Annotated in this window: 15 protein-coding genes and 2 pseudogenes; 4 read left to right on the top strand and 13 right to left on the bottom strand. The window is 63.6% G+C overall.

The features are described 5' to 3' along the window. Position 1: 1 nt before the first annotated feature. On the bottom strand, positions 2–487 hold the full coding sequence (locus H5J25_RS12985) for an EF-hand domain-containing protein (protein ID WP_225883106.1): 486 nt from the start codon (positions 485–487) through the stop codon (positions 2–4). A 131-nt stretch (positions 488–618) separates the two neighbouring features. On the opposite strand from H5J25_RS12985, the gene H5J25_RS12980 reads away from it, so the two are divergent. Further along, positions 619–981 (top strand): hypothetical protein, encoded by a 363-nt coding sequence (locus H5J25_RS12980; protein ID WP_202091615.1) that lies wholly within the window; start codon positions 619–621, stop codon positions 979–981. Positions 982–1,244: 263 nt separating this feature from the next. Here the strand turns inward: H5J25_RS12980 and H5J25_RS12975 are convergent, their stop codons facing one another. Further along, a complete protein-coding gene (locus H5J25_RS12975) occupies positions 1,245–1,772 on the bottom strand; it encodes a hypothetical protein (protein WP_202091613.1) in 528 nt (175 codons plus the stop codon). Between the two features lie 239 nt (positions 1,773–2,011). Here H5J25_RS12975 and H5J25_RS12970 point away from each other — a divergent pair, with 239 nt between their 5' ends. Continuing rightward, positions 2,012–5,206, top strand: a complete 3,195-nt coding sequence (locus tag H5J25_RS12970; RefSeq protein WP_202091611.1) for a TonB-dependent receptor domain-containing protein — start codon at positions 2,012–2,014, stop codon at positions 5,204–5,206. Positions 5,207–5,570: 364 nt separating this feature from the next. Here H5J25_RS12970 and queA read toward each other — a convergent pair whose 3' ends face one another. From queA to H5J25_RS12945, 5 genes are all read right to left on the bottom strand, one after another. Further along, positions 5,571–6,596: a tRNA preQ1(34) S-adenosylmethionine ribosyltransferase-isomerase QueA gene (gene queA, locus H5J25_RS12965; protein ID WP_202091609.1), complete on the bottom strand. Its 1,026-nt coding sequence runs from the start codon at positions 6,594–6,596 to the stop codon at positions 5,571–5,573. Positions 6,597–6,630: 34 nt separating this feature from the next. After that, positions 6,631–7,389 (bottom strand): peptidylprolyl isomerase, encoded by a 759-nt coding sequence (locus H5J25_RS12960; protein WP_202096361.1) that lies wholly within the window; start codon positions 7,387–7,389, stop codon positions 6,631–6,633. 184 nt (positions 7,390–7,573) lie between these two features. Continuing rightward, on the bottom strand, positions 7,574–8,074 hold the full coding sequence (coaD, locus tag H5J25_RS12955; RefSeq protein ID WP_202096360.1) for a pantetheine-phosphate adenylyltransferase: 501 nt from the start codon (positions 8,072–8,074) through the stop codon (positions 7,574–7,576). 63 nt (positions 8,075–8,137) lie between these two features. Further along, positions 8,138–9,049: a polyprenyl synthetase family protein gene (locus H5J25_RS12950; RefSeq protein ID WP_202091607.1), complete on the bottom strand. Its 912-nt coding sequence runs from the start codon at positions 9,047–9,049 to the stop codon at positions 8,138–8,140. Positions 9,050–9,054: 5 nt separating this feature from the next. Then, positions 9,055–9,294, bottom strand: coding sequence for an exodeoxyribonuclease VII small subunit (locus tag H5J25_RS12945; protein ID WP_202091605.1), 240 nt, complete (start codon positions 9,292–9,294; stop codon positions 9,055–9,057). Between the two features lie 66 nt (positions 9,295–9,360). Between H5J25_RS12945 and H5J25_RS12940 the strand changes: the two genes are divergently transcribed. Beyond that, entirely contained in the window at positions 9,361–10,743 is a 1,383-nt protein-coding gene (locus H5J25_RS12940; protein WP_404829615.1) for an NAD-dependent succinate-semialdehyde dehydrogenase, read from the top strand. Between the two features lie 26 nt (positions 10,744–10,769). Here the strand turns inward: H5J25_RS12940 and H5J25_RS12935 are convergent, their stop codons facing one another. The 6 genes and pseudogenes from H5J25_RS12935 to H5J25_RS12910 all read right to left on the bottom strand — a co-directional run bounded on the left by H5J25_RS12935 (position 10,770) and on the right by H5J25_RS12910 (position 17,902). Next, a complete protein-coding gene (locus H5J25_RS12935; protein WP_202091601.1) occupies positions 10,770–11,150 on the bottom strand; it encodes a hypothetical protein in 381 nt (126 codons plus the stop codon). An 87-nt stretch (positions 11,151–11,237) separates the two neighbouring features. Further along, positions 11,238–12,941, bottom strand: coding sequence for a long-chain-fatty-acid--CoA ligase (locus H5J25_RS12930; protein ID WP_202091599.1), 1,704 nt, complete (start codon positions 12,939–12,941; stop codon positions 11,238–11,240). 54 nt (positions 12,942–12,995) lie between these two features. Then, a complete protein-coding gene (locus H5J25_RS12925) occupies positions 12,996–13,205 on the bottom strand; it encodes a hypothetical protein (RefSeq protein WP_225883104.1) in 210 nt (69 codons plus the stop codon). A gap of 64 nt (positions 13,206–13,269) precedes the next feature. Then, the gene (locus tag H5J25_RS12920; RefSeq protein ID WP_225883103.1) at positions 13,270–14,967 is read right to left on the bottom strand and encodes a GGDEF domain-containing protein; all 1,698 of its coding nucleotides are present in this window, start codon (positions 14,965–14,967) and stop codon (positions 13,270–13,272) included. A gap of 260 nt (positions 14,968–15,227) precedes the next feature. Beyond that, positions 15,228–17,544: pseudogene (gene clpA, locus H5J25_RS12915) on the bottom strand (ATP-dependent Clp protease ATP-binding subunit ClpA). A 149-nt stretch (positions 17,545–17,693) separates the two neighbouring features. Beyond that, positions 17,694–17,902, bottom strand: a pseudogene (locus H5J25_RS12910) (DUF1192 domain-containing protein). A gap of 75 nt (positions 17,903–17,977) precedes the next feature. On the opposite strand from H5J25_RS12910, the gene H5J25_RS12905 reads away from it, so the two are divergent. After that, positions 17,978–18,979 (top strand): NAD(P)H-quinone oxidoreductase, encoded by a 1,002-nt coding sequence (locus tag H5J25_RS12905; RefSeq protein WP_202091597.1) that lies wholly within the window; start codon positions 17,978–17,980, stop codon positions 18,977–18,979. The last annotated feature ends 51 nt before the right edge of the window (positions 18,980–19,030 follow it).

The following is a 19,030-nucleotide window of genomic DNA, read 5'->3' as shown; positions in this document are numbered from 1 at the left end:
ATCAGCGCTTCTTCTTTCCGGGCGCCGTCGCGGGGGCGGTGCGCAGGGTGAGCAGTTCGGCGCGGGTGACGGCACCGGATTTGTCGGTGTCGAAGCGATCGAAGAAGCGGTCGAATTCCGTCATCAGTTCGGCCAGCGTGATACGATCGTCATTGTCGGCATCGACCGAATAGGGGCTGGGCACGACATTCGCATCGCCGAGCCATGTTTTCGCCCAGTCGCTATAGTCGATATAGCCGATGTCCGGTTTCGCACCGGCGACGGTCCCGAAGCTGCGCGCGAGGCAGGCGTGGAGTTCGGCGCGCGTGACACTTGCGTCGGCATTCGCGTCGCACGTCGCGATCATCATTGCCGCGGGTTCGAACACGATCGTCGCGAAAGGCTGCGGGCGTGCACCGGGCGTGGCGGTGGCGGTGGAGGGCGGCACCTGTTGCGCGGTGGCGGGGCAGGCCAGCAGCGCGGCGGCAAAAGCGAGGATCGGACGCATGATCGGCCTTTCGGGCGGCAACGGGCCGGCATCGCCGCCGCCGTGGAAACAGTAGCCGGTGGCGATAGCATCGTTCGCGCCATCGCCAAGACCGGATCGGCATCGAACGGATTTTTGGGCGACGCGTCTTGGTGGAGTTGTGGACGGTCTGGTCATCAGGGAACGTCGGCGATCGCGTTTTGTCGACGTCGCGACAAAAATTTCGCCATCAGGATAGAATATCGCTGTGGATCAAGCGGTTGGGTGTCGTCGTACGACCGATGCCGAAACTTCCCGCCAATGATACCACCCCGCAATGGTCCTTCACCGTGTGGAACATGCGTCACATTGTCGCCCGCTGGTGCGGCCTGAACCTGAAGCGCGGCTGGGGATTGAAACCCGTCGCACAAGCCTGCCTCGCGACGGGGGTGGTGACCCACGGTCTGCGCGTCTTCATCGACGACGAAGACGAAGCGGTACATTTCTGGATGAAGTGGGCCGACTTTATCGCTTGAGAGGGCGCGTAGCAGTGGAGGCAATTCGTACACGTATCACTAAAGCGGCTTGTACCAATAGAACGACTATGCGCATCACGTACGAGCGGTCACGATCGGCCGTTTCTGGCGATCAGCCCAACGAACGTTACCTGCGACGTCAGGAAGGGCCAGCCGCGGTGTAGCCTTTGAGCAACAGGGTACAGGAAGGTCGAGCTTCGAGCCGCCCGCAGATGCTGAATCCCAGGCGGCAAAAGCGGATCATGCTCACGATGTACTGTCGTTCAGCCGACCCGCTGTATCTTGACCCCGCGCTGTCCGCCGATGTTTGCAATATACCCGCCGAGCGGGCCGCGTTTGATCGTTATCTTATCGCCCGTTCGCGGCGTTAATGTCCGGCTGGCTTCCGAAGTACGCCATCGGCCGCCTTCGGCCACCGTTATCGCCCAGGTGCCGTAGCCGGCCGGACTTGCGCTGACGACCGTCGTCGCCAGTTCGCGGACGACCGTTTCATCGTCCTCTTTTTGTCCCTTGCCCCCACCGAGCAGGGGGAGGTTCGGAAGCGAGAAGCCGAAAAGGGACCGCCGTGTTCGCTGCACCTCGCTTTTGTCGGCGATGACGATCGTCCCCTTGTCAGCCGCATCCACCAGGGTTGCGGCGGCCTTGTCGTAGCAGGCCAACCGCGGCGCCGACGCTTCGATCGCGCGACAATTGACTATACCCTCAAGCGCTTTTGGCTTGGGCGGATTGTCCGCCGCGCCAGCGGCCGAGCCACACAGCGCAGCCAGTGACATCAGATATCTTAGGTGCATCGGTTGTCCCCTTGTACTCGTTGGGGAAATCCTAACGCCAGCAAGATGGAAAATGCAATCGGTCCACGCGCGGCTCAGACTGTTGCAACTTTGCTACACTCCATTGGGATTGGCTCCCGCAAATAATCCGGTTCTTGCAGGATCCTCCCGTAAGCCCCTACACGGACTCATCAAAGTCGTAAAACGACGACTTCAATGGTCCGGGATCAGCGATGATTTTCGGTAAAAGGGGAATGGTAATGGCAGCAATACTTCGCGGGCGCCTTCTGGCGTCGAGTTTCCTCATCGGCGGCGTACTTATCGCTGCTCCGGTCGTCGCTCAGTCGACCAACAATACGCCGACGACACCTCCGGCCGGTACGACCGATCCGACCACGGGCGAGCGCGCGACGAGCGATGTGGGCGATGTCGCTCCCGAGCAGGATATCGTCGTCACCGGTTCGCGTATCGCGTCCCCCGCGCTGATCTCCGCTTCGCCGCTCCAGATCATCGATGCGCAGGACATCGATGATTCGGGCACCCCGAACCTCCAGAGCGTTCTGCTGCAGAACCCGGCATTCGGTACCCCGGGTATCAGCCGCACCAACTCGAACTTCTCCACGTCCAGCGCGGGTGTCGCGACCGTCGATCTGCGCAACCTCGGAGCCAACCGCACGCTCGTCCTGGTCGATGGTCGCCGGTTCGTTGCAGGTATCCCGGGCACTTCGACGGTCGATCTGAACACGATCCCGGCGCAGTTCATCGAGCGGGTCGACGTTCTTACCGGCGGCGCATCGTCGGTGTACGGCTCCGACGCGGTCGCTGGCGTCGTCAACATCGTCTACAAGAAGAACTATCAGGGCGTCGAACTCAACGGCCAGGTCGGCATCTCGGAAGAGGGCGATAGCGCTGACAAGCAGCTGAACCTGACGATTGGCGGCAACTTTGCCGAGGATCGCGGCAACGTCATCGTTTATGCCGGCTACACGAAGGAAGGCGCCGTTTTCTCGCGCGATCGCGCGCGCTCGGCAATCGATCAGTTCAGCACGGGCGCCGGGGTGACCGGGCTGGCGGACGATCTGTTCAAGGTCACGCAGCCGTTCTTCTCGGGCTTCGCGCCGCAAGGCACTCTGTTCATTCAGTCCGCCGTTCCCGGCTTCGACGCGAATGGTAATGGCAGCTTCACCGATATCGGTGATATCGCTGCTCGAGCTGCGGTTACGCGGACTTACGACCCGATCACGGGCGCACTCGTCACTACGTCCACGAACGGCAGTGCAACGCGGAATCCAACCGGGTTCAATCGCTCCGCATTCCGCACGATCGCTATCCCGACGGAGCGTTACCTGTTCGCCACCCGCGCGAACTTCGAAATCAGCAAGGCTGCCAACGTATTTCTCGAAGGCACTTACGCTTCGACCAAGGTCGTAACGGAGCTCGAGCCATTCCCGCTCGATTCGGCGGGCAATAACGGCATCTTCCCGGCGACCGGCGGTCGCTTTGCCATCGAGAATTTCCAGACCAACCCGCTGACTGGTGCTCAGGTGCTGACGCGCAACCCGCTCGTCCCGCAGGCTGTCTACAACCTTGCGGTCGATACGCCCCTTCGGGACACGAACGGCAACGGCGTGATCGATCAGAATGACGCAGGCGATGGCCTGCGTGACATCGGCTTCACCCGTCGTTTGAGCGATTTCGGCAACCGTGGGTCGGTGGCGGATCGCGATACGTTCCGTGTCGTCGCCGGCGTCAGTGGGGCAATCACCGATCGGTTCAACTACGAAGTGTTCGCGTCTTACGGTCAAACCCGTGAATCGCAGACGTCGGGTGGCCAGGTCAATGTCGTCAACTTCCGTAACGCGCTCGATGTCGTCACCGACGTTTTCGATCTGAACGGAAATGGCTCCACCGCGGATGCGATCTGCCGTGATGCGAATGCTCGTGCGCAGGGTTGCGTGCCGGCCGACGTATTCAATGGCACCGGCCGTCTCAGCCCGGCAGCGATTTCCTATATCTCTGCGCCGTCTTCGTTGACCAGCTTCACCAGCCAGTACAATGCCGGTGCGAACGTTTCGGGTTCGTTGATCGATCTCCCCGCTGGACCGCTCGGTGTTTCGCTTGGTACCGAATATCGTAAAGAAACGGCTCGTCAGACGTTCGACGCTTTGACGAATGCCGGGCTGAACGGCGGCAACAAGCTGGCCAATACGTCCGGCACCTTCGATGTCGTCGAAGGCTATGGCGAATTGCGCGTGCCCCTGCTGTCCAACACACCTTTCTTCCGTGAACTGACGGCGACGGGTGCGGGCCGGATCTCGCATTATTCGACCATCGGCACGACCTACAGCTATAACGGCGGTCTCGAATGGGCGCCGGTGGAAGATATCCGCTTCCGCGGTGTCTATTCCCGCTCGGTTCGCGCGCCGAACATCGGTGAATTGTTCGGCGGTTCGGGCCAGACGTTCCCGACCGGCCTGCAGGATCCCTGTCAGGGTGTGACGGCGACGACGGCCGGGACGCTGGGTATCCAGTGTCGTGCGAACGGTGGCGTGGCGGCGAACATCGCCGCAAACGGTGCCTTCACGCTGAACCAGGCGGACGTCCAGGGCGTCAGCGGACTGGATACGAGCAATCCTAACCTGAAGGCGGAAAAGGGCACGTCCTACACGCTGGGTGCGGTGATCAATCCGCGATCGGTACATTTCCTGCGGAATTTCTCGTTCACCGCGGATTACTTCAACATCACGATCAAGGACGCCATCACCTCCATTCCGCGGCAGTTCATTCTCGATCAGTGCTATCGCCAGGCGAACGCGGCATTCTGCTCGTTCATCACGCGTCGTCCGGCACCCGCCGGTGCGAACAGCGCGGGTTCGCTGGACTTCGTGAATGCGACCTCGAACAACTCGGGCGGTCTCAAGACTTCCGGTCTGGATCTCACGGCATCGTATCGCCAGGATATGACGGAGATCGGCCTGCCGGGTAAGGCGAACTTCAACGTTGCCTGGACCCACGTGTTCAAGGGCTATGTCGTTCCGCTGCCGGGTGAGGATCGTGATCCGTTCGTCAACGAAGTCGGCGCTTCGCGTAACAAGGTCTTCGGCACGTTCGCCTACGATCTGGATAACGTGGGCATCGTCTTCCGCGGCAACTATATCGGCCCGGCATTCCTGGATAATACGTTCCTTGCCCAGATCGATGACGGCACCGGAAATTCGACGTCGCCAACCGATCGTCGTGCGCGGATCAAGTCGGTATTCTATCTGGACTCGCAGGTTCGCTTCAAGGCAGGCGATAATTACGAGTTCTACGTTGGCGGGAACAACCTGCTGAACACGGCTCCCCCGCCGATCATCAGCGGGCTGCCGGGTAACACCACTGGCGCAGAAACCGACGCCGGAACGTACGATGCGATCGGCCGGCGCTTCTATGCCGGTGCAAAGATCAAGTTCTGATCAGCCGTCGATAATCCAAGCGTGAGAAGGGCGGCCAGTGGCCGCCCTTCTTTTTGTCCATGTTCGATTGGTCGCAAGGTTTCTACGGGTGCCGACGGTACGAAATTATCCCGACGACTGTTCCCTAGCGGGATTGCGGTATCGGTCGTTGTAACAGCGTATCAGCATCAGGATTTTACGACGGGGTGATCGGCATGATCCGCCGGTGCTATTCGGGCGTCAGCAACCGTCCAACCGAGCTTCAAGATTGCAATCATGGTGTTCGAGCCGCTCTATGTTGGGCTTATCAGACCAGTCGTGTGTAAGCATTGGCAACCGCTATTCGCGGTAAATTGAAGCCATTTTCGAACCAGTTGCGCCCAGCTTACGGCAGGAGCAGCGAGGCGTCCCCGTAGGAATAGAAGCGGTAGCCGCGGTCGATGGCGTGCGCGTAGGCTGCCTGCATCCGTTCCCGCCCCATCAGCGCCGAGACCAGCATGAACAACGTCGACCGGGGCAGGTGGAAATTGGTCATTAGGCCGTCGATCCCCCGAAAGCGATAGCCGGGTGTGATGAAGATCGCGGTGTCGCCGTCGAAGGGGTGAATCCGGCCGTCCGCGGTGGTGGCGCTTTCGATCAGGCGGAGGCTGGTGGTGCCGACGGCGATGATGCGGCCGCCAGCGGCGCGGGTGGCGTTGAGGCGGTCGGCGGTGGCCTGGTCGATGCGGCCCCATTCGGCGTGCATCTTGTGCTGATCGGTATCGTCCGCCTTGACCGGCAGGAAAGTGCCCGCGCCGACATGTAGCGTCAGCGTGGCGTGGCCGATGCCCGCCGTGTCCAGCGCGGCGATCAGCTCGGGGGTGAAATGCAGCGCGGCGGTGGGGGCGGCGACGGCGCCTTTCTCTGCGGCGAACATCGTCTGATAATCCTCCGCATCCTGAGCGTCGGTCGGGCGCTTTGCCGCGATATAGGGGGGCAGGGGCATGCGGCCTGCGCGTTCGAGCAGCAGTTCGACGGGTTCGTCGCCGGCGAAGGTCAGGATGAAGCTGCCGTCCTCCGCCTTTTCGGAGGCGGTTGCGGACACGTCCTGGCCGAAGTCGATCGTATCGCCCTCTCGCAGCCGCCGCCCGTTGCGGACGAACGCGCGCCAGCGGCGTAGTCCCTCGCGCTTGTGCAGCGTGGCGCCGATGCGGGCATTGCCCCTCCTGCCTTCCAACTGCGCCGGGATAACGCGCGTGTCGTTGAAGACGAGCAGGTCGCCGCGGCGAAGCTGGCCGGGCAGGTCGCGGACGATCAGGTCTCGCGTCTCCGCACCGTCCAGCACGAGCAAACGGGCGGTGTCGCGCGGGCTTGCAGGGCGTAGGGCGATCCGCTCCGCCGGCAGGTCGAAATCGAACAGGTCTACGTTCATGGTCGCATGGCCACCCCGGCGCGCGGGGCGGGGATCACTTCGCCGGGGGTGCCGTGGGGCTTGGAACAGGCTTCGGCGCGGCTTTCGGCGCGAGCTTCGGCTTGGCGGGCGCCTTCGACCCGGTCGGTGCGCTCGGCAGGCGAACCGGTGGCGTCAGGATGGCAGGCGCCGGCGCGACGTAGGGCGGAGGCGAATCCGCCGCGACATAGGCGTGGAGGATCTTGGACGGGTTCACCGGCGGCTCGCCGCGTTCGATCGCGTCGACATATTGCATGCCTTCGAGCACGCGGCCGAACACGGTGTATTTCTTGTCGAGGCTGAGCCGCGGCTGGAAGACGATGAAGAACTGGCTGTTGGCGCTGTCCTCCGCTTCGGCACGGGCTGCGGCGACCGCACCGCGCACATGCGGGAGATAGTTGAACTCCGCCTTCACGTCGGGCAGTGGCGAGCCGCCGGTACCGTCGCCCTTGGGATCGCCGCCCTGCGCCATGAAGCCGTCGATCACGCGGTGGAAGGCGAGGCCGTCGTAGAAATGCTGGCGAGTCAGCGTCTTGATCCGCTCGACCATCAGCGGGGCGACGTCCGGCCGCAGCCAGATGACGACGCGGCCGCCGGTCGACAGGTCGAGATAGAGCAGGTTCTGCGGGTCGGTCGCTGAGGCGGGCGCCAGACGCGGGGTGACGACGGTTTCGGTCTTCACGTTGTTCAGCGGCTTGGCCTTTTCAGGCGCCTTCTGCGCGAGTGCCGGACCCGCCACGACGGTGGCGATCAACGCGCCGGCAAACGCAAACATCCTGGTCATCGAACGCATATATCCCCGCGAAAATCGGCTTGTTGCCGCCGTCTAGAGCAAATCCGCGATTGCGCCAACGTGAACGTTGGGGTGGGTGAGTGCGGCCTGTTTCTCGACTTCGCTCGAAACGAGCGGGGGAGGGGGCGTGTTAGGGGTTGTTCGGGCCGGGGCGAAGATATTGCCGTCAGCTTCCCTTGCGCCCGATCTTGGTGACGCGCGCGATCACTTCGTCGGAGACGAGGGGCGGGACGAATTTGCGGATGTCGCCGCCGTACAGGGCGATTTCCTTGACCAGTTTGCTGGCGATGGGCTGCAAGGCCACGTCGGCCATCAGGAAGACGGTTTCGACGCGCGGATTGATCTGCTGGTTCATGCCGGCCATTTGATATTCGTATTCGAAATCGGCCACCGCGCGCAGGCCGCGGACGATGACGCGTGCGCCTTGCGCCTCCGCAAAGTCCATCAGCAGCGAGTCGAAGCTGACCACCTGAACATCGCCGTCCACGTCCGCGACCTCGCGCCGCACCGTATCCATCCGCTCCTCAACGCTGAACATGGGCGATTTGGACGCGTTGGTCGTCACGCCGATGACGAGCCGGTCGACGAGCTTCGCGCCGCGTCGGATGATGTCCATATGGCCGAGCGTGATCGGATCGAACGTTCCGGGATAGACACCGATGCGGATGGTCATGTGCTTTCCCCCAGGCCTTGTAACGGTATCAGTCCCGGCAAGCGCCGGAACCCGATCTCAATGATTTCGCGCGGTGACGAAGCGGGCGATGTCGCGCAGCAGATCCGCCTCCGGACCATAGCTTGCGAGATGGGCAATCGCCTGATCGACCAGCATCCGTGCCTGTTCGCGCGCCCGGTCCAGCCCGAGCAGCGAGAGGAACGTCTCCTTGCCGGCATTCTCGTCCTTGCGCAGCGCCTTGCCGGCCAGTTCCTCATCGCCTTCGACGTCCAGTATGTCGTCGGCGATCTGGAATGCGAGGCCCAGATCGCGGGCATAGCCGCGCAGATGCTTGCGCCCCTCCACCGGTACGCGGCCGAGGATCGCCCCGGCCTCGACCGCGGCGGCGATCAGCGCGCCGGTCTTCATCGCCTGCAACCGGGTTACGGTCGGCAGGTCGAAGCTGGTCTTTTCCGCCTGCAAGTCCATCATCTGGCCGCCGGCCATGCCGTTCGGGCCGGACGCGCGCGACAGATCGGCAAGCAGTTCGACGCGGACATAGGGGTCGGCATGCGTCAGCGGATCGGCAAGGATCTCGAACGCCAGCGCATGCAGGCAATCGCCGGCCAGGATCGCGGTCGCCTCGTCGAAGGCCTTGTGCGTGCTGGGTTTGCCGTGACGCATATCGTCATCGTCCATCGCCGGCAGATCGTCGTGGATCAGCGAATAGACGTGGATGCATTCCAGCGCGACGCCGGTGCGGCCGGCACAGTCGCGGTCCACCCCGAACAATTGCGCAGTGGCGTTGACGAGCATCGGGCGCAGGCGCTTGCCTCCGCCCATCGCGGCGTGACGCATGGCGCGGTACAGGTCCGCGCGGGGATCGTCGGGCACTTCCAGCAACAGGTCGAACCGGCGATCGATGTCGGCTGCGACTTCGTTCAGCGCGGCCTGCAGGGTGGCGGAGGGGGCGTGCGGTTGCGCGGCCATCACGGTCATCCAGCCACGAAGGGTTGCGTACCCGCGGCGCGACCCTCGGCATCGGTGCGGATCGCCTCGATCCGGGCTTGCGCCGCATCGAGTCGATCCTTGCAGCGCAGGCGCAGGCGATCGCCGCGTTCGTACAATGCGATCGCGCCGTCCAACGGCTCGTCACCGGATTCGAGCCGGCTGACGATATGTTCGAGTTCCCGGAGCGCGGCTTCGAACGAAAGGTCTTCTACGGGGGTTTCCATGACGCGTGCTATGGCCCGTGGGTATCAACTGGGTCAAGGATACGTCGCGGCAAGTTTGCGTTAAGCCTGCGATCCAGCGATAGGAAAACCATGTTCACCAGCATCAATCCCGCCACCGGCACCGCCGGGGAAAGCTTCGCCGAACTGACGGCGGACGAGATCGAGACGCGCGTCGCGCGTGCCGCCGAAGCGTATAAGAGCTGGCGCGCGACCGATTACGACACGCGCAGCCGGTTGTTGTCCGCGATCGCCGATCAGTTCGATGCCAATCGCCAGCGGCTCGCCGAGATCGCGGTTCGGGAAATGGGCAAGACGCTGAAGTCCGCGCTGGCGGAAGTCGAGAAGTGCGCCGTCGGGTTCCGTCACTATGCGCAGGAAGGACCGGCGATGCTGGCGACGCGCGAATTCGCCACGGCGGGCGGCACGGGCAAGGCACGCTGGCTTCCGATCGGGCCGGTGCTGGCGGTGATGCCGTGGAATTTTCCGTATTGGCAGGTCGTCCGTTTCCTGGCGCCGACGATCATGGCGGGGAATGTCGGGCTGCTGAAGCATGCCTCCAGCGTGCAAGGCGTTGCCGCGGCGATCGAGGAGATGGTGATCGCGGCGGGCGCGCCGGCGGGCGTATTCCAGAACCTGGCGATCAAGTCGGGCAAGGTCGATGCGCTGATCGCGGACGACCGGATCGCGGCGGTCACGCTGACCGGTAGCGAAGGCGCGGGCATGAAGGTCGCCGAGGCGGCGGGGCGCGCGTTGAAGAAGGTCGTGCTGGAACTGGGTGGATCGGACCCGTTCATCGTCATGCCCTCCGCCGACCTGGACAAGGCGGCGAAGACCGCGGTGACCGCACGCATCCAGAATACCGGGCAATCGTGCATCTGCGCCAAGCGGATGATCGTCCATGCCGATATCTATGACGCGTTCCTGGAGAAGTTTTCCGCCGGGATGAAGGCGGTCAAGGCCGGCGACCCGATGGACGCGGCGACCGATATGGGCCCGCTGTCGAGCGAGGAGCAGCGCCAGACCGTGCTCGACCAGATCGAGATGATCCGGGCCGAAGGCGCGACCATGCTGTTCGGTGGCGAAGCCTTGCCCGGGAAGGGCGCCTATATGTCCGCCGGTATCCTGGTCGACGTGCCGATCGACCATGCGGTGGCGCAGGAGGAACTGTTCGGGCCGATCGCGATGGTGTTCAAGGCGGACGATATCGACGCGGCGATCCGGCTGGCGAACGACGTGCCGTTCGGGCTGGGATCGTCCGTCTGGACAGAAGATGCGGATGAGCGCGAACGCTTCGAACGCGAGATCGAAGCGGGGATGACCGCGGTCAACCAGATGCTGGCCAGCAGCCCCGAAGCGCCGTTCGGCGGCATCAAGCGGTCAGGCCACGGCCGCGAACTGGGGCCGTACGGTCTGCACGAGTTCATGAACCTGAAGACAGTATTGGGCTGATCAGTGGGCGCCCGGTGGCGCCTGCTTCAGTTCGATGCGGAGCAGGCGGAACGGCGCGGTGCCCATGTTCCTGACGGCATGGGCACCCTGTCGCGGCACCCAGAGTGCGGGGGCGGGCGTCCGCCGGGCAATGCGCGACGGCCGATCTCGACGAGGTTGCCGCCGCGCAGCTCGTAGCTGATATCGACCGATGGCTGTGCGTCCTGGATGTGGAGGACGCTGGGCCAGCGGTGTTCGTGGACCGGTTCAGTCTCGCCGGGCGCGACCTCGACCTGAAGCACGCGGACCTGATCGTTTTCCAGCAGGATCTTGTGGTTGCCCGGCGCGGCGACGACCGCGTCCAGATCCGGTGCGGGGCCGGCGGAGACCGTTCCGGAAAGTACGAGCGCGACAAGCATCAGTTTCATCGACCATTCTCCCTGATCGGCAGCATGTCAGGTCGGTCGATCGTCTACCAGGGGCAAATAGAGTCGGCGCGTTGCTAAACGCTCGTCTTACGTGCCCTCTGCCGTGACTTCGGCGATCAGGTCCTTGCGGCTTAGTTTGCCGATCATCGTCTTGGGCATCGTCAGGCGGACGACGACCTGATCGACGCGTTCGTGGCGGCCGAGTTGTGGGTTGAGCCAGTCGCGCAGTTCTTCCGGCGTCGCGGCGATGCCGTCGTTCAGCGTCACATAGGCGCGCGGATGTTCGCCGCGATACGGATCGGGCAGGCCGATCACCAGCGCCTCCTTGATCGCTGGATGATGGTACAGGATCGCCTCGATCTGGCTTGGGAAGACCTTGAAGCCGCTGACCGCGATCATGTCCTTCAGCCGATCGACGATGCGGATGAAGCCGTCCGCATCGATCGTGCCGACATCGCCGGTGCGAAGCCAGTCATGCCCATCGGCGTCGGTGACGAAGACTTCGCCGTCGGCATCGGGGCGGCCCCAATAGCCCTGCATGATCTGCGGCCCGCGAATGACGATCTCGCCCGGTTCGCCGTCGGGCGCGGGGCTGGTGGGATCGCCCTTGTCGACCAGCTTGACGATCGTGGCGGGGATCGGTTGCCCGATCGTGCCGGGTTTGCCGTCCTGTTCGTACGGGTTGGCGGAGACCACGCCCGAGCTTTCCGACAACCCATAGCCTTCGACGACGGTCGCGCCGGTGGTCGCCTCGAACTTCGCTTTCAGTTCGGCGGAGAGCGGTGCGCCGCCGGAGATGCAGACGCGGAGGCTGCTGAAATCGGTCCGCGCGGCCTGCGGGTGATCGAGCAGCGCCTGATACATGGTCGGCACGCCGGGAAGCGATGTCGCCTTGGTCCGGTGGAGCGCGGCAAGCACCTGTCCGGCTTCGAAGCGGGGCAGCATGACGATGCAGCCGCCGTTCAACACGGTGCGGTTGAGGACGCAGGTGTTGGCGAAGACGTGGAACAGCGGCAGCACTCCGAGGATCCGGTCCGCCTCGCCGACATGCGGGTCGAGGCCCATGATCTGGCGCGCATTGGCGGACAGGTTCTGGTGGCTGAGCATCGCGCCTTTGGGCACGCCCGTGGTGCCGCCGGTATATTGGATCAGCGCGATCGTCTTCAGCGGATCGATCGTCGCACGATCGTGGCGCCCGTCATTCGCGATGAGTTTCGAAAAGGCGAGGATGCGCGGATCGTCGGGACGTTCCGCGGTCTCGGACCGTTTGAACAGGCGGTAGAGCAACGACTTGGTCGGCGGGAGCGCGCCCGCGACGGAGCCGACGACGAGCCGTTCCAATGCGCTGCGTTCCAGAACCTTCAGCGCGGTCGGCAGCACGGCTTTCGCGGAAACGGTGAACAGCAACCGCGTACCGGAATCCGCCACCTGATGCGCGAGTTCGTCGGCGGTGTAGAGCGGCGAGAAGTTCACCACCGTCGCGCCGAGTTTCAGGATGCCGTAATAGGCGGCAAGATAATGCGGCACGTTGGGAAGGAAAAGGCCGATCCGGTCGCCCGGCCCATAGCCCAAGGCGGCCAACCCGGCGGCGACGCGGTTCGCGCCGTCCAAAGTTTCGGCATAACTGTAATGCCGCCCCAGAAAGTCGATCAGGGGTGCCGTGCCCGCCTTTGCGGCCGCGGCATCGAACGCATCGACCATCGACAGCGGGGGAAATTCCGTCTGCCACCGCATCGGATGACGATAGGCGTTGGTCCAGGCGGCAACGGGATCGGATGTCGGGTCGGTCATTTACATTCGTGTAAGCAAGCGATGCTTCGCTCGCAACCCCGCCGATCGAGCGCGTCAGACCAGTCGTTTGGTCCACGTCACGAGCACGGATACCGCGACCAGCCCGAGATCGAACGCGGCCTGCACCCGGGCCGGGGAACGGTCGGTCGAATCGTGCGTAAGGATGCGGATGTCGGCGCTGGGGTGGCGAACCGCGACGATTAGCAGAAGCGCGGCGGCAACGACCAGTACGACGGTGGGGCGGATGGTATCGGGGCTACGCATGCCGGCTCCTCCCCGGTTGTCTGTCCCGCATCCGTAACAATAACCGGCCGCCGCGGCAAGCGGGTCAGGCCGCGACCGCGACCGGAAATCGAGACGTATCCTTGCCACGAACACGATCGCGACCTGCCGACTTCGCCTCGAACAATGCGGCATCGGCGGCGCAATACATCGCCTTCCAATCGGCTTCCCGAAGGAGCGTGCCCCAGTGCAGCCCGATGCTGGCGGTCACCCCCAGATCATAGGGCATGGGCGCGGTACGGAGCGCGGTCAGTACCTTCTCCGCATCGACCGGCTCGCCGGGCCCAGACACGATGGCGAATTCCTCGCCCCCGACCCGCGCTACCAAAGCGTGCGGATCGCTTGCGATACGCAGGGTGCGCGCCACGACCCGCAGGACATTATCCCCGCCGTCATGCCCTATCGTGTCGTTGATGCGTTTGAAGTTATCGATGTCGAGCAGCAGCAATTGCTGTTCGCCTTCACGCCCGATCGCCTCCCGCAGAAAGGCGCGGCGGTTCATCAGCCCCGTCAGCGGATCCGCATCGGCAAGCAACCGTGCCGCCATTTCCTGTTCGCGCGCGACATCGCGTTCGCGCGTGATCAGGAGGATCCGGTATGCGATCGCCAGGCTAGACAGCAAAGCCTCGAACGCCATCGAAAGGATCGTCGAATTGTCGAGCCAGAAGCTGTAGTCGATCAGGTTCAGGCCGCTGGCGGTGCGCGTCGCGGCGAGCAGGATCGGCGTGATCCACGCGGTGATGAACAATCCCAGGAACTGGCTCTTCCTGCGCCACGCCGCGACCATGATGGGAATGATCGCGACCAACAGGATCAGGAAGCCGAGACTAAAGGCGGTATCGAATTGCTTGAGGTGCCACGGTGCCAGCAACGCGACGCCGAATGCCGGAAGCGCCACAGCGAACGACGCCATGCGGACCATCCGGCCCAGCCACGGCGTCACGATGTGCGGTTCGAAGAAATGCCGCAGGAAATTGATCGCGGCGATCCCCGTCGCGGCGAGAAGGACGTAGTTCATCCTGAGCCGTGCGTTGTTCTCCACCGCAGGAAATGCCCAAGCGAAAGCGCCCGACGACGTGAAGGCATAGAGCAGCATGCCGACCATCATCAGGCAGTAGAATGGCAGGAATGCGTGACGGAGCGCGCGGGCGAGCCCGACATTGTAAAGCAATAACGCGATGCAGATTCCGGCAAAGGCGGAATAGACCGCGCTCATGATCGAGTTCGATTGTGCCGACTGGCCGCTTGTCGCGATCGTCGGGGCCAGCACGATGCCGCGCAGGTTCGCCGACCCCTCGATGTGCCAGAGCAGGCGGATCGGGCGCATGTCGCGGCGTGGCAGCAGGCGTTCGATGATCGCACCAAGTTGCAGATGGCGCGAGGCGTCGTGTGCGTCCGTGACGATCGCGTCGATCCGCTCGGCGGGATAGAGCGCGTAGAGCGTCATCCGGTCCTGACGCAGGCTGGCCGTGCGGACGAGAAGCGGACGGTTCAGTTCGCCCGGAGGAAGGCGGTTGCCGATGACCCAATAATCGCCGGGGCCGAAATCGGGCTGCGACGTGGAGCAGTCGAATTTCCCGGCCATGTCGAATGCGCGGCGGGCGGTCATGCCAGGGACATCCCGCAGCACGCAGATCCGCATCGAATCGCCGGTTATCCCGCCGCCGCCCTGCGCCCGCACCGGTACGGCGAGCAGCATCGCGCAAACGCAGATCGCCAAGAACCACAGGCAGAAACGAAGCATTCAGCCGATGTACGGCGACGAACACGAACATAAGGTAAATGACGGGCCAACCATTCCCGCGAGGATCGGGCGTGGCAGGCTGTTTTGTGCAGAGATGCGTGGGTAGCGCCGACGGCGCAAGCGCCGGTCCGATCGGGGTTCGGAAATGGGGCTTCTTCGTGTGGGTCGCTTCGGCGAACGAATCACGGGGACCGCCGTTTCGAGCCTCCGTCCATAAGGTAAGGAAAAGCCGGGGAAGATCGCTCTTCCCCGGCTTCATGTCACTTGGCCTCTGCGGCTTCTGCCTTGCCCTTTTTGCGGGGCTTTTTCGGCGGGGCGGGGGTGATTTCGAAGGCCAGCGCGCCGTCCTTCATCTTCACGTTGACCTCGCCTCCGTGGACCAGCTTGCCGAACAGCAATTCCTCGGCAAGGGGCTGCTTGATCTTTTCCTGGATCAGTCGGCCCATCGGGCGCGCGCCGTACAGCTTGTCATAGCCCTTCGACGTCAGCCACGTCTTCGATTCGTCGTCCAGGTTGATGTGGACGCCGCGATCGGCCAGCTGCAGTTCGAGCTGCAGGATGAACTTGTCGACCACGCGGGCGACGACCTCGGTCGGCAGATATCCGAACGGCACGATCGCATCGAGACGGTTGCGGAATTCCGGCGAGAACATCTTCTGCACCGCCTGCTCGTCCTCGCCTTCACGCGACAACTGACCGAAGCCCAAGGTCTCGCGTGCCATGTCGGACGCGCCGGCATTGGTCGTCATGATCAGGATGACGTTGCGGAAATCGACCGTCTTGCCGTGCTGATCGGTCAGGCGACCATTATCCATCACCTGCAACAGGATGTTGAACAGGTCGGGATGCGCCTTCTCGATCTCGTCGAGCAGCAGCACGGAATGCGGTTGCTGATCGATCGCATCGGTCAGCAGACCGCCCTGGTCGAACCCGACATAGCCCGGAGGTGCACCGATCAGACGGCTGACCGAATGACGCTCCATATATTCGGACATGTCAAAGCGCTGGAGCGGAATGCCCATGATCGTGGCGAGCTGCTTGGCGACTTCGGTCTTTCCGACGCCGGTCGGGCCGGTAAACAGATAGTTGCCGATCGGCTTTTCCGGATCGCGCAAGCCCGCCCGGCTCAACTTGATCGCCGAGGCCAGCTTCTCGATCGCGGAATTCTGACCGAACACGACCCGCTTCAGATCGGTTTCGAGCGATTCCAGCGCCTTGGTGTCGTCCGTGGAGACGGATTTCGGCGGGATGCGCGCCATCGTCGCGATCACGGCCTCTATCTCGCGCGTGGTTATCGTCTTCTTGCGCTTGTTCAGCGGCACCAGCATCTGCATCGCGCCGACTTCGTCGATCACGTCGATCGCCTTGTCCGGCAGCTTGCGGTCGTTGATGTAGCGCGACGACAGCTCCACCGCCGCCTTGATCGCGTCGGGGGTGTACTTCACCTTGTGGTGATCCTCGAACGCGCTGCGCAGACCGGCGAGGATCTTGATCGTATCCTCGATCGTCGGTTCGTTGACGTCGATCTTCTGGAAGCGCCGCAGCAGTGCGCGGTCCTTTTCGAAGTGGTTGCGGAATTCCTTGTACGTCGTCGAACCGATGCAGCGGATCGTGCCGCCCGACAGCGCAGGCTTGAGCAGGTTCGATGCATCCATCGCGCCGCCGCTGGTCGCGCCGGCACCGATCACGGTGTGGATTTCGTCGATGAACAGCACCGCGTCGGGCAGCTTTTCGAGTTCGTTGACGACCGCCTTCAGCCGCTCCTCGAAATCCCCGCGATAGCGCGTGCCGGCGAGCAGGGCGCCCATGTCGAGCGAATAGATGACGGCGGGCAACAGAACTTCCGGCACGTCGCCCTCAACGATCTTGCGCGCCAGGCCTTCCGCAATCGCGGTCTTGCCGACGCCGGGATCACCGACATAAAGCGGGTTGTTCTTCGACCGGCGGCACAGGATCTGCACGGTGCGATCGACCTCGGGCCCACGACCGATCAAGGGATCGACCTTGCCGCTCTTCGCCTTCTCGTTGAGATCGACGGTGAACTGCTTGAGTGCGGATCTCGGCCTTGCCCTTCTCGCCCGCCTTGGCCGGTTTCTCTTCTTCGGCACCCTTCACTTCGCGTTGCTCCGGCGCCGCGCCACCCTTGCCGACGCCGTGGCTGATGAAGCTCACGGCATCGAGGCGGCTCATGTCCTGCTGCTGCAGGAAGTAGACGGCGTAGGATTCGCGCTCGCTGAACAAGGCGACGAGCACGTTGGCGCCGGTCACCTCGTCGCGACCGGACGACTGGACGTGCAGGATCGCACGCTGGACGACACGCTGGAAGCCGCTGGTCGGCGACGGATCGGTCGCGGCCTCCACCTTCAGCGCCTCGAGTTCGGTATCGAGGTAATGCGCGACGGTGGCCTTCAACTCTTCCAGTTCGACGCCGCAGGATGTCATCACTTTCGACGCATGTTCGTCGTCGATCAGCGCGAGCAGCAGATGTTCGAGCGTGGCATATTCATGACGCCGCGACGATGCGGCTTCGAGCGCCTTGTGGAGCGTGGTTTCCAGCGCAGAGGCGAAAGATGGCATTTTCGGTTACTCCCAAAGGGCATTCGAGCGGGCCGCGGACGACGAGCGACCATTTTCCACTATGTTGGAAGGCGGGCCACCCGCATCAAGCACTTGAAAAACACGTCGGCCATTCCTGTCCCGCCGACGAGTCCCCAGGCGCGTGAGGGTCATCTCCTGAATAGGCCGTCGGCGCTTGCGCGATGGTTAACGGCGCGTTCTTTTTTCCGCGCGTCCGTTCGATCTCCGCCTCGAGCGCGGCGATCCGGGCGTCGAGTTCGGCGACCGACAGCGGGTCCAGATCCTGCCCCAGCAACACGGCCAGCGGATCGTCGCCCTTCCCGGCGAAGGTATCGTCCCATTCCTTTGGCAGGTCCATGCCATGAAAGTTGACCCTGCGAGCAGCGATGTCAATAACGCCCAGGCCGGTTTTTCGGCCATACAGGCGTACAAGATGAGCGATATTCCCAAGACGATGCGTGCGATCGATCCAGAGGCTCCGGGCGGGCCGGACGTACTGACGATCGTCGATCGACCCGTTCCGGTTCCGGGTGCGGGCGAAGTGTTGGTCCGCGTGGCCGCCGCCGGGGTCAACCGGCCCGAAGTGATGCAGCGCCAGGGCAAGTATCCGCCGCCGCCCGGTGCCCCGTCGATCCTGGGGATGGAGATTTCCGGCACCGTCGTCGCCGTCGGGGACGGGGTGATGGCCGAAGCGATCGGCCAGCCGGTCTGCGCGCTGATCACCGGCGGGGCCTATGCCGATTATGCCGTCGCGCCGTGGGGCCAGTGCCTGCCCGTGCCGCAAGCGGTGAGCATGGTCGAGGCGGCAGCGATGCCCGAGACCCTGTTCACCGTGTGGACCAACCTGTTCGAACGAGGATATGCGACCGAGGGCGACACCGTATTGGTGCATGGCGGCACCAGCGGGATCGGCACGATGGCGATCGCCTTGTGCAACCTGTTCGGCGTGACGATCGTCGTGACGGCTGGATCCGACGAGAAATGCGCCGCCGCCAAGGCGATCGGGGCGGACCATGCGATCAACTACAAGTCCGAGGACTTCGTTGCTCGGGTGAAGGAGATCACCGGCGGAAAGGGCGTCGCCGTGGTGCTCGACATGGTCGGCGGAGACTATGTGCCGCGCAACCTGCAATGCCTTGCGGACGATGGCCGACACGTGTCGATCGCGGTGCAGGGCGGGATGATGGCGACGGTGCCGTTGTTCGAGATCATGCGCCGCCGCCTGACGATGACCGGTTCGACGCTGCGCCCGCGCGATACGGCGTTCAAGTCGCTCGTCGCGGACGAACTCGCGCGCACCGTGTGGCCGCATGTCGAACAGGGGCGGTTGAAGCCGATCATCGACCGCACGTTCCCGCTGTCCGAAGCCCCCGCTGCGCACGAACGCATGGAAGCGGGCGATCATGTCGGGAAGATCGTGCTGACGATGGACTGAGCGGACGACGGTTCCGGCGCGGTAGCGGGGAGGGCGGCGGAGTCCGATTCC

The organism is Sphingomonas aliaeris, from assembly GCF_016743815.1.
Taxonomy (GTDB): domain Bacteria; phylum Pseudomonadota; class Alphaproteobacteria; order Sphingomonadales; family Sphingomonadaceae; genus Sphingomonas; species Sphingomonas aliaeris.
This window is presented reverse-complemented; position numbering and strand designations above follow the sequence as displayed.

Excerpts from the sequence above, each read along its gene's own strand:
- H5J25_RS12985 (WP_225883106.1), bottom strand. The coding sequence starts at position 487 with ATGCGTCCGATCCTCGCTTTTGCCGCCGCGCTGCTGGCCTGCCCCGCC.
- H5J25_RS12975 (WP_202091613.1), bottom strand. The coding sequence starts at position 1,772 with ATGCACCTAAGATATCTGATGTCACTGGCTGCGCTGTGTGGCTCGGCC.
- H5J25_RS12970 (WP_202091611.1), top strand. The coding sequence starts at position 2,012 with ATGGCAGCAATACTTCGCGGGCGCCTTCTGGCGTCGAGTTTCCTCATC.
- queA (WP_202091609.1), bottom strand. The coding sequence starts at position 6,596 with ATGAACGTAGACCTGTTCGATTTCGACCTGCCGGCGGAGCGGATCGCC.
- H5J25_RS12960 (WP_202096361.1), bottom strand. The coding sequence starts at position 7,389 with ATGTTTGCGTTTGCCGGCGCGTTGATCGCCACCGTCGTGGCGGGTCCG.
- H5J25_RS12950 (WP_202091607.1), bottom strand. The coding sequence starts at position 9,049 with ATGGCCGCGCAACCGCACGCCCCCTCCGCCACCCTGCAGGCCGCGCTG.
- H5J25_RS12945 (WP_202091605.1), bottom strand. The coding sequence starts at position 9,294 with ATGGAAACCCCCGTAGAAGACCTTTCGTTCGAAGCCGCGCTCCGGGAA.
- H5J25_RS12935 (WP_202091601.1), bottom strand. The coding sequence starts at position 11,150 with ATGAAACTGATGCTTGTCGCGCTCGTACTTTCCGGAACGGTCTCCGCC.
- H5J25_RS12930 (WP_202091599.1), bottom strand. The coding sequence starts at position 12,941 with ATGACCGACCCGACATCCGATCCCGTTGCCGCCTGGACCAACGCCTAT.
- H5J25_RS12925 (WP_225883104.1), bottom strand. The coding sequence starts at position 13,205 with ATGCGTAGCCCCGATACCATCCGCCCCACCGTCGTACTGGTCGTTGCC.
- H5J25_RS12920 (WP_225883103.1), bottom strand. The coding sequence starts at position 14,967 with ATGCTTCGTTTCTGCCTGTGGTTCTTGGCGATCTGCGTTTGCGCGATG.
- H5J25_RS12905 (WP_202091597.1), top strand. The coding sequence starts at position 17,978 with ATGAGCGATATTCCCAAGACGATGCGTGCGATCGATCCAGAGGCTCCG.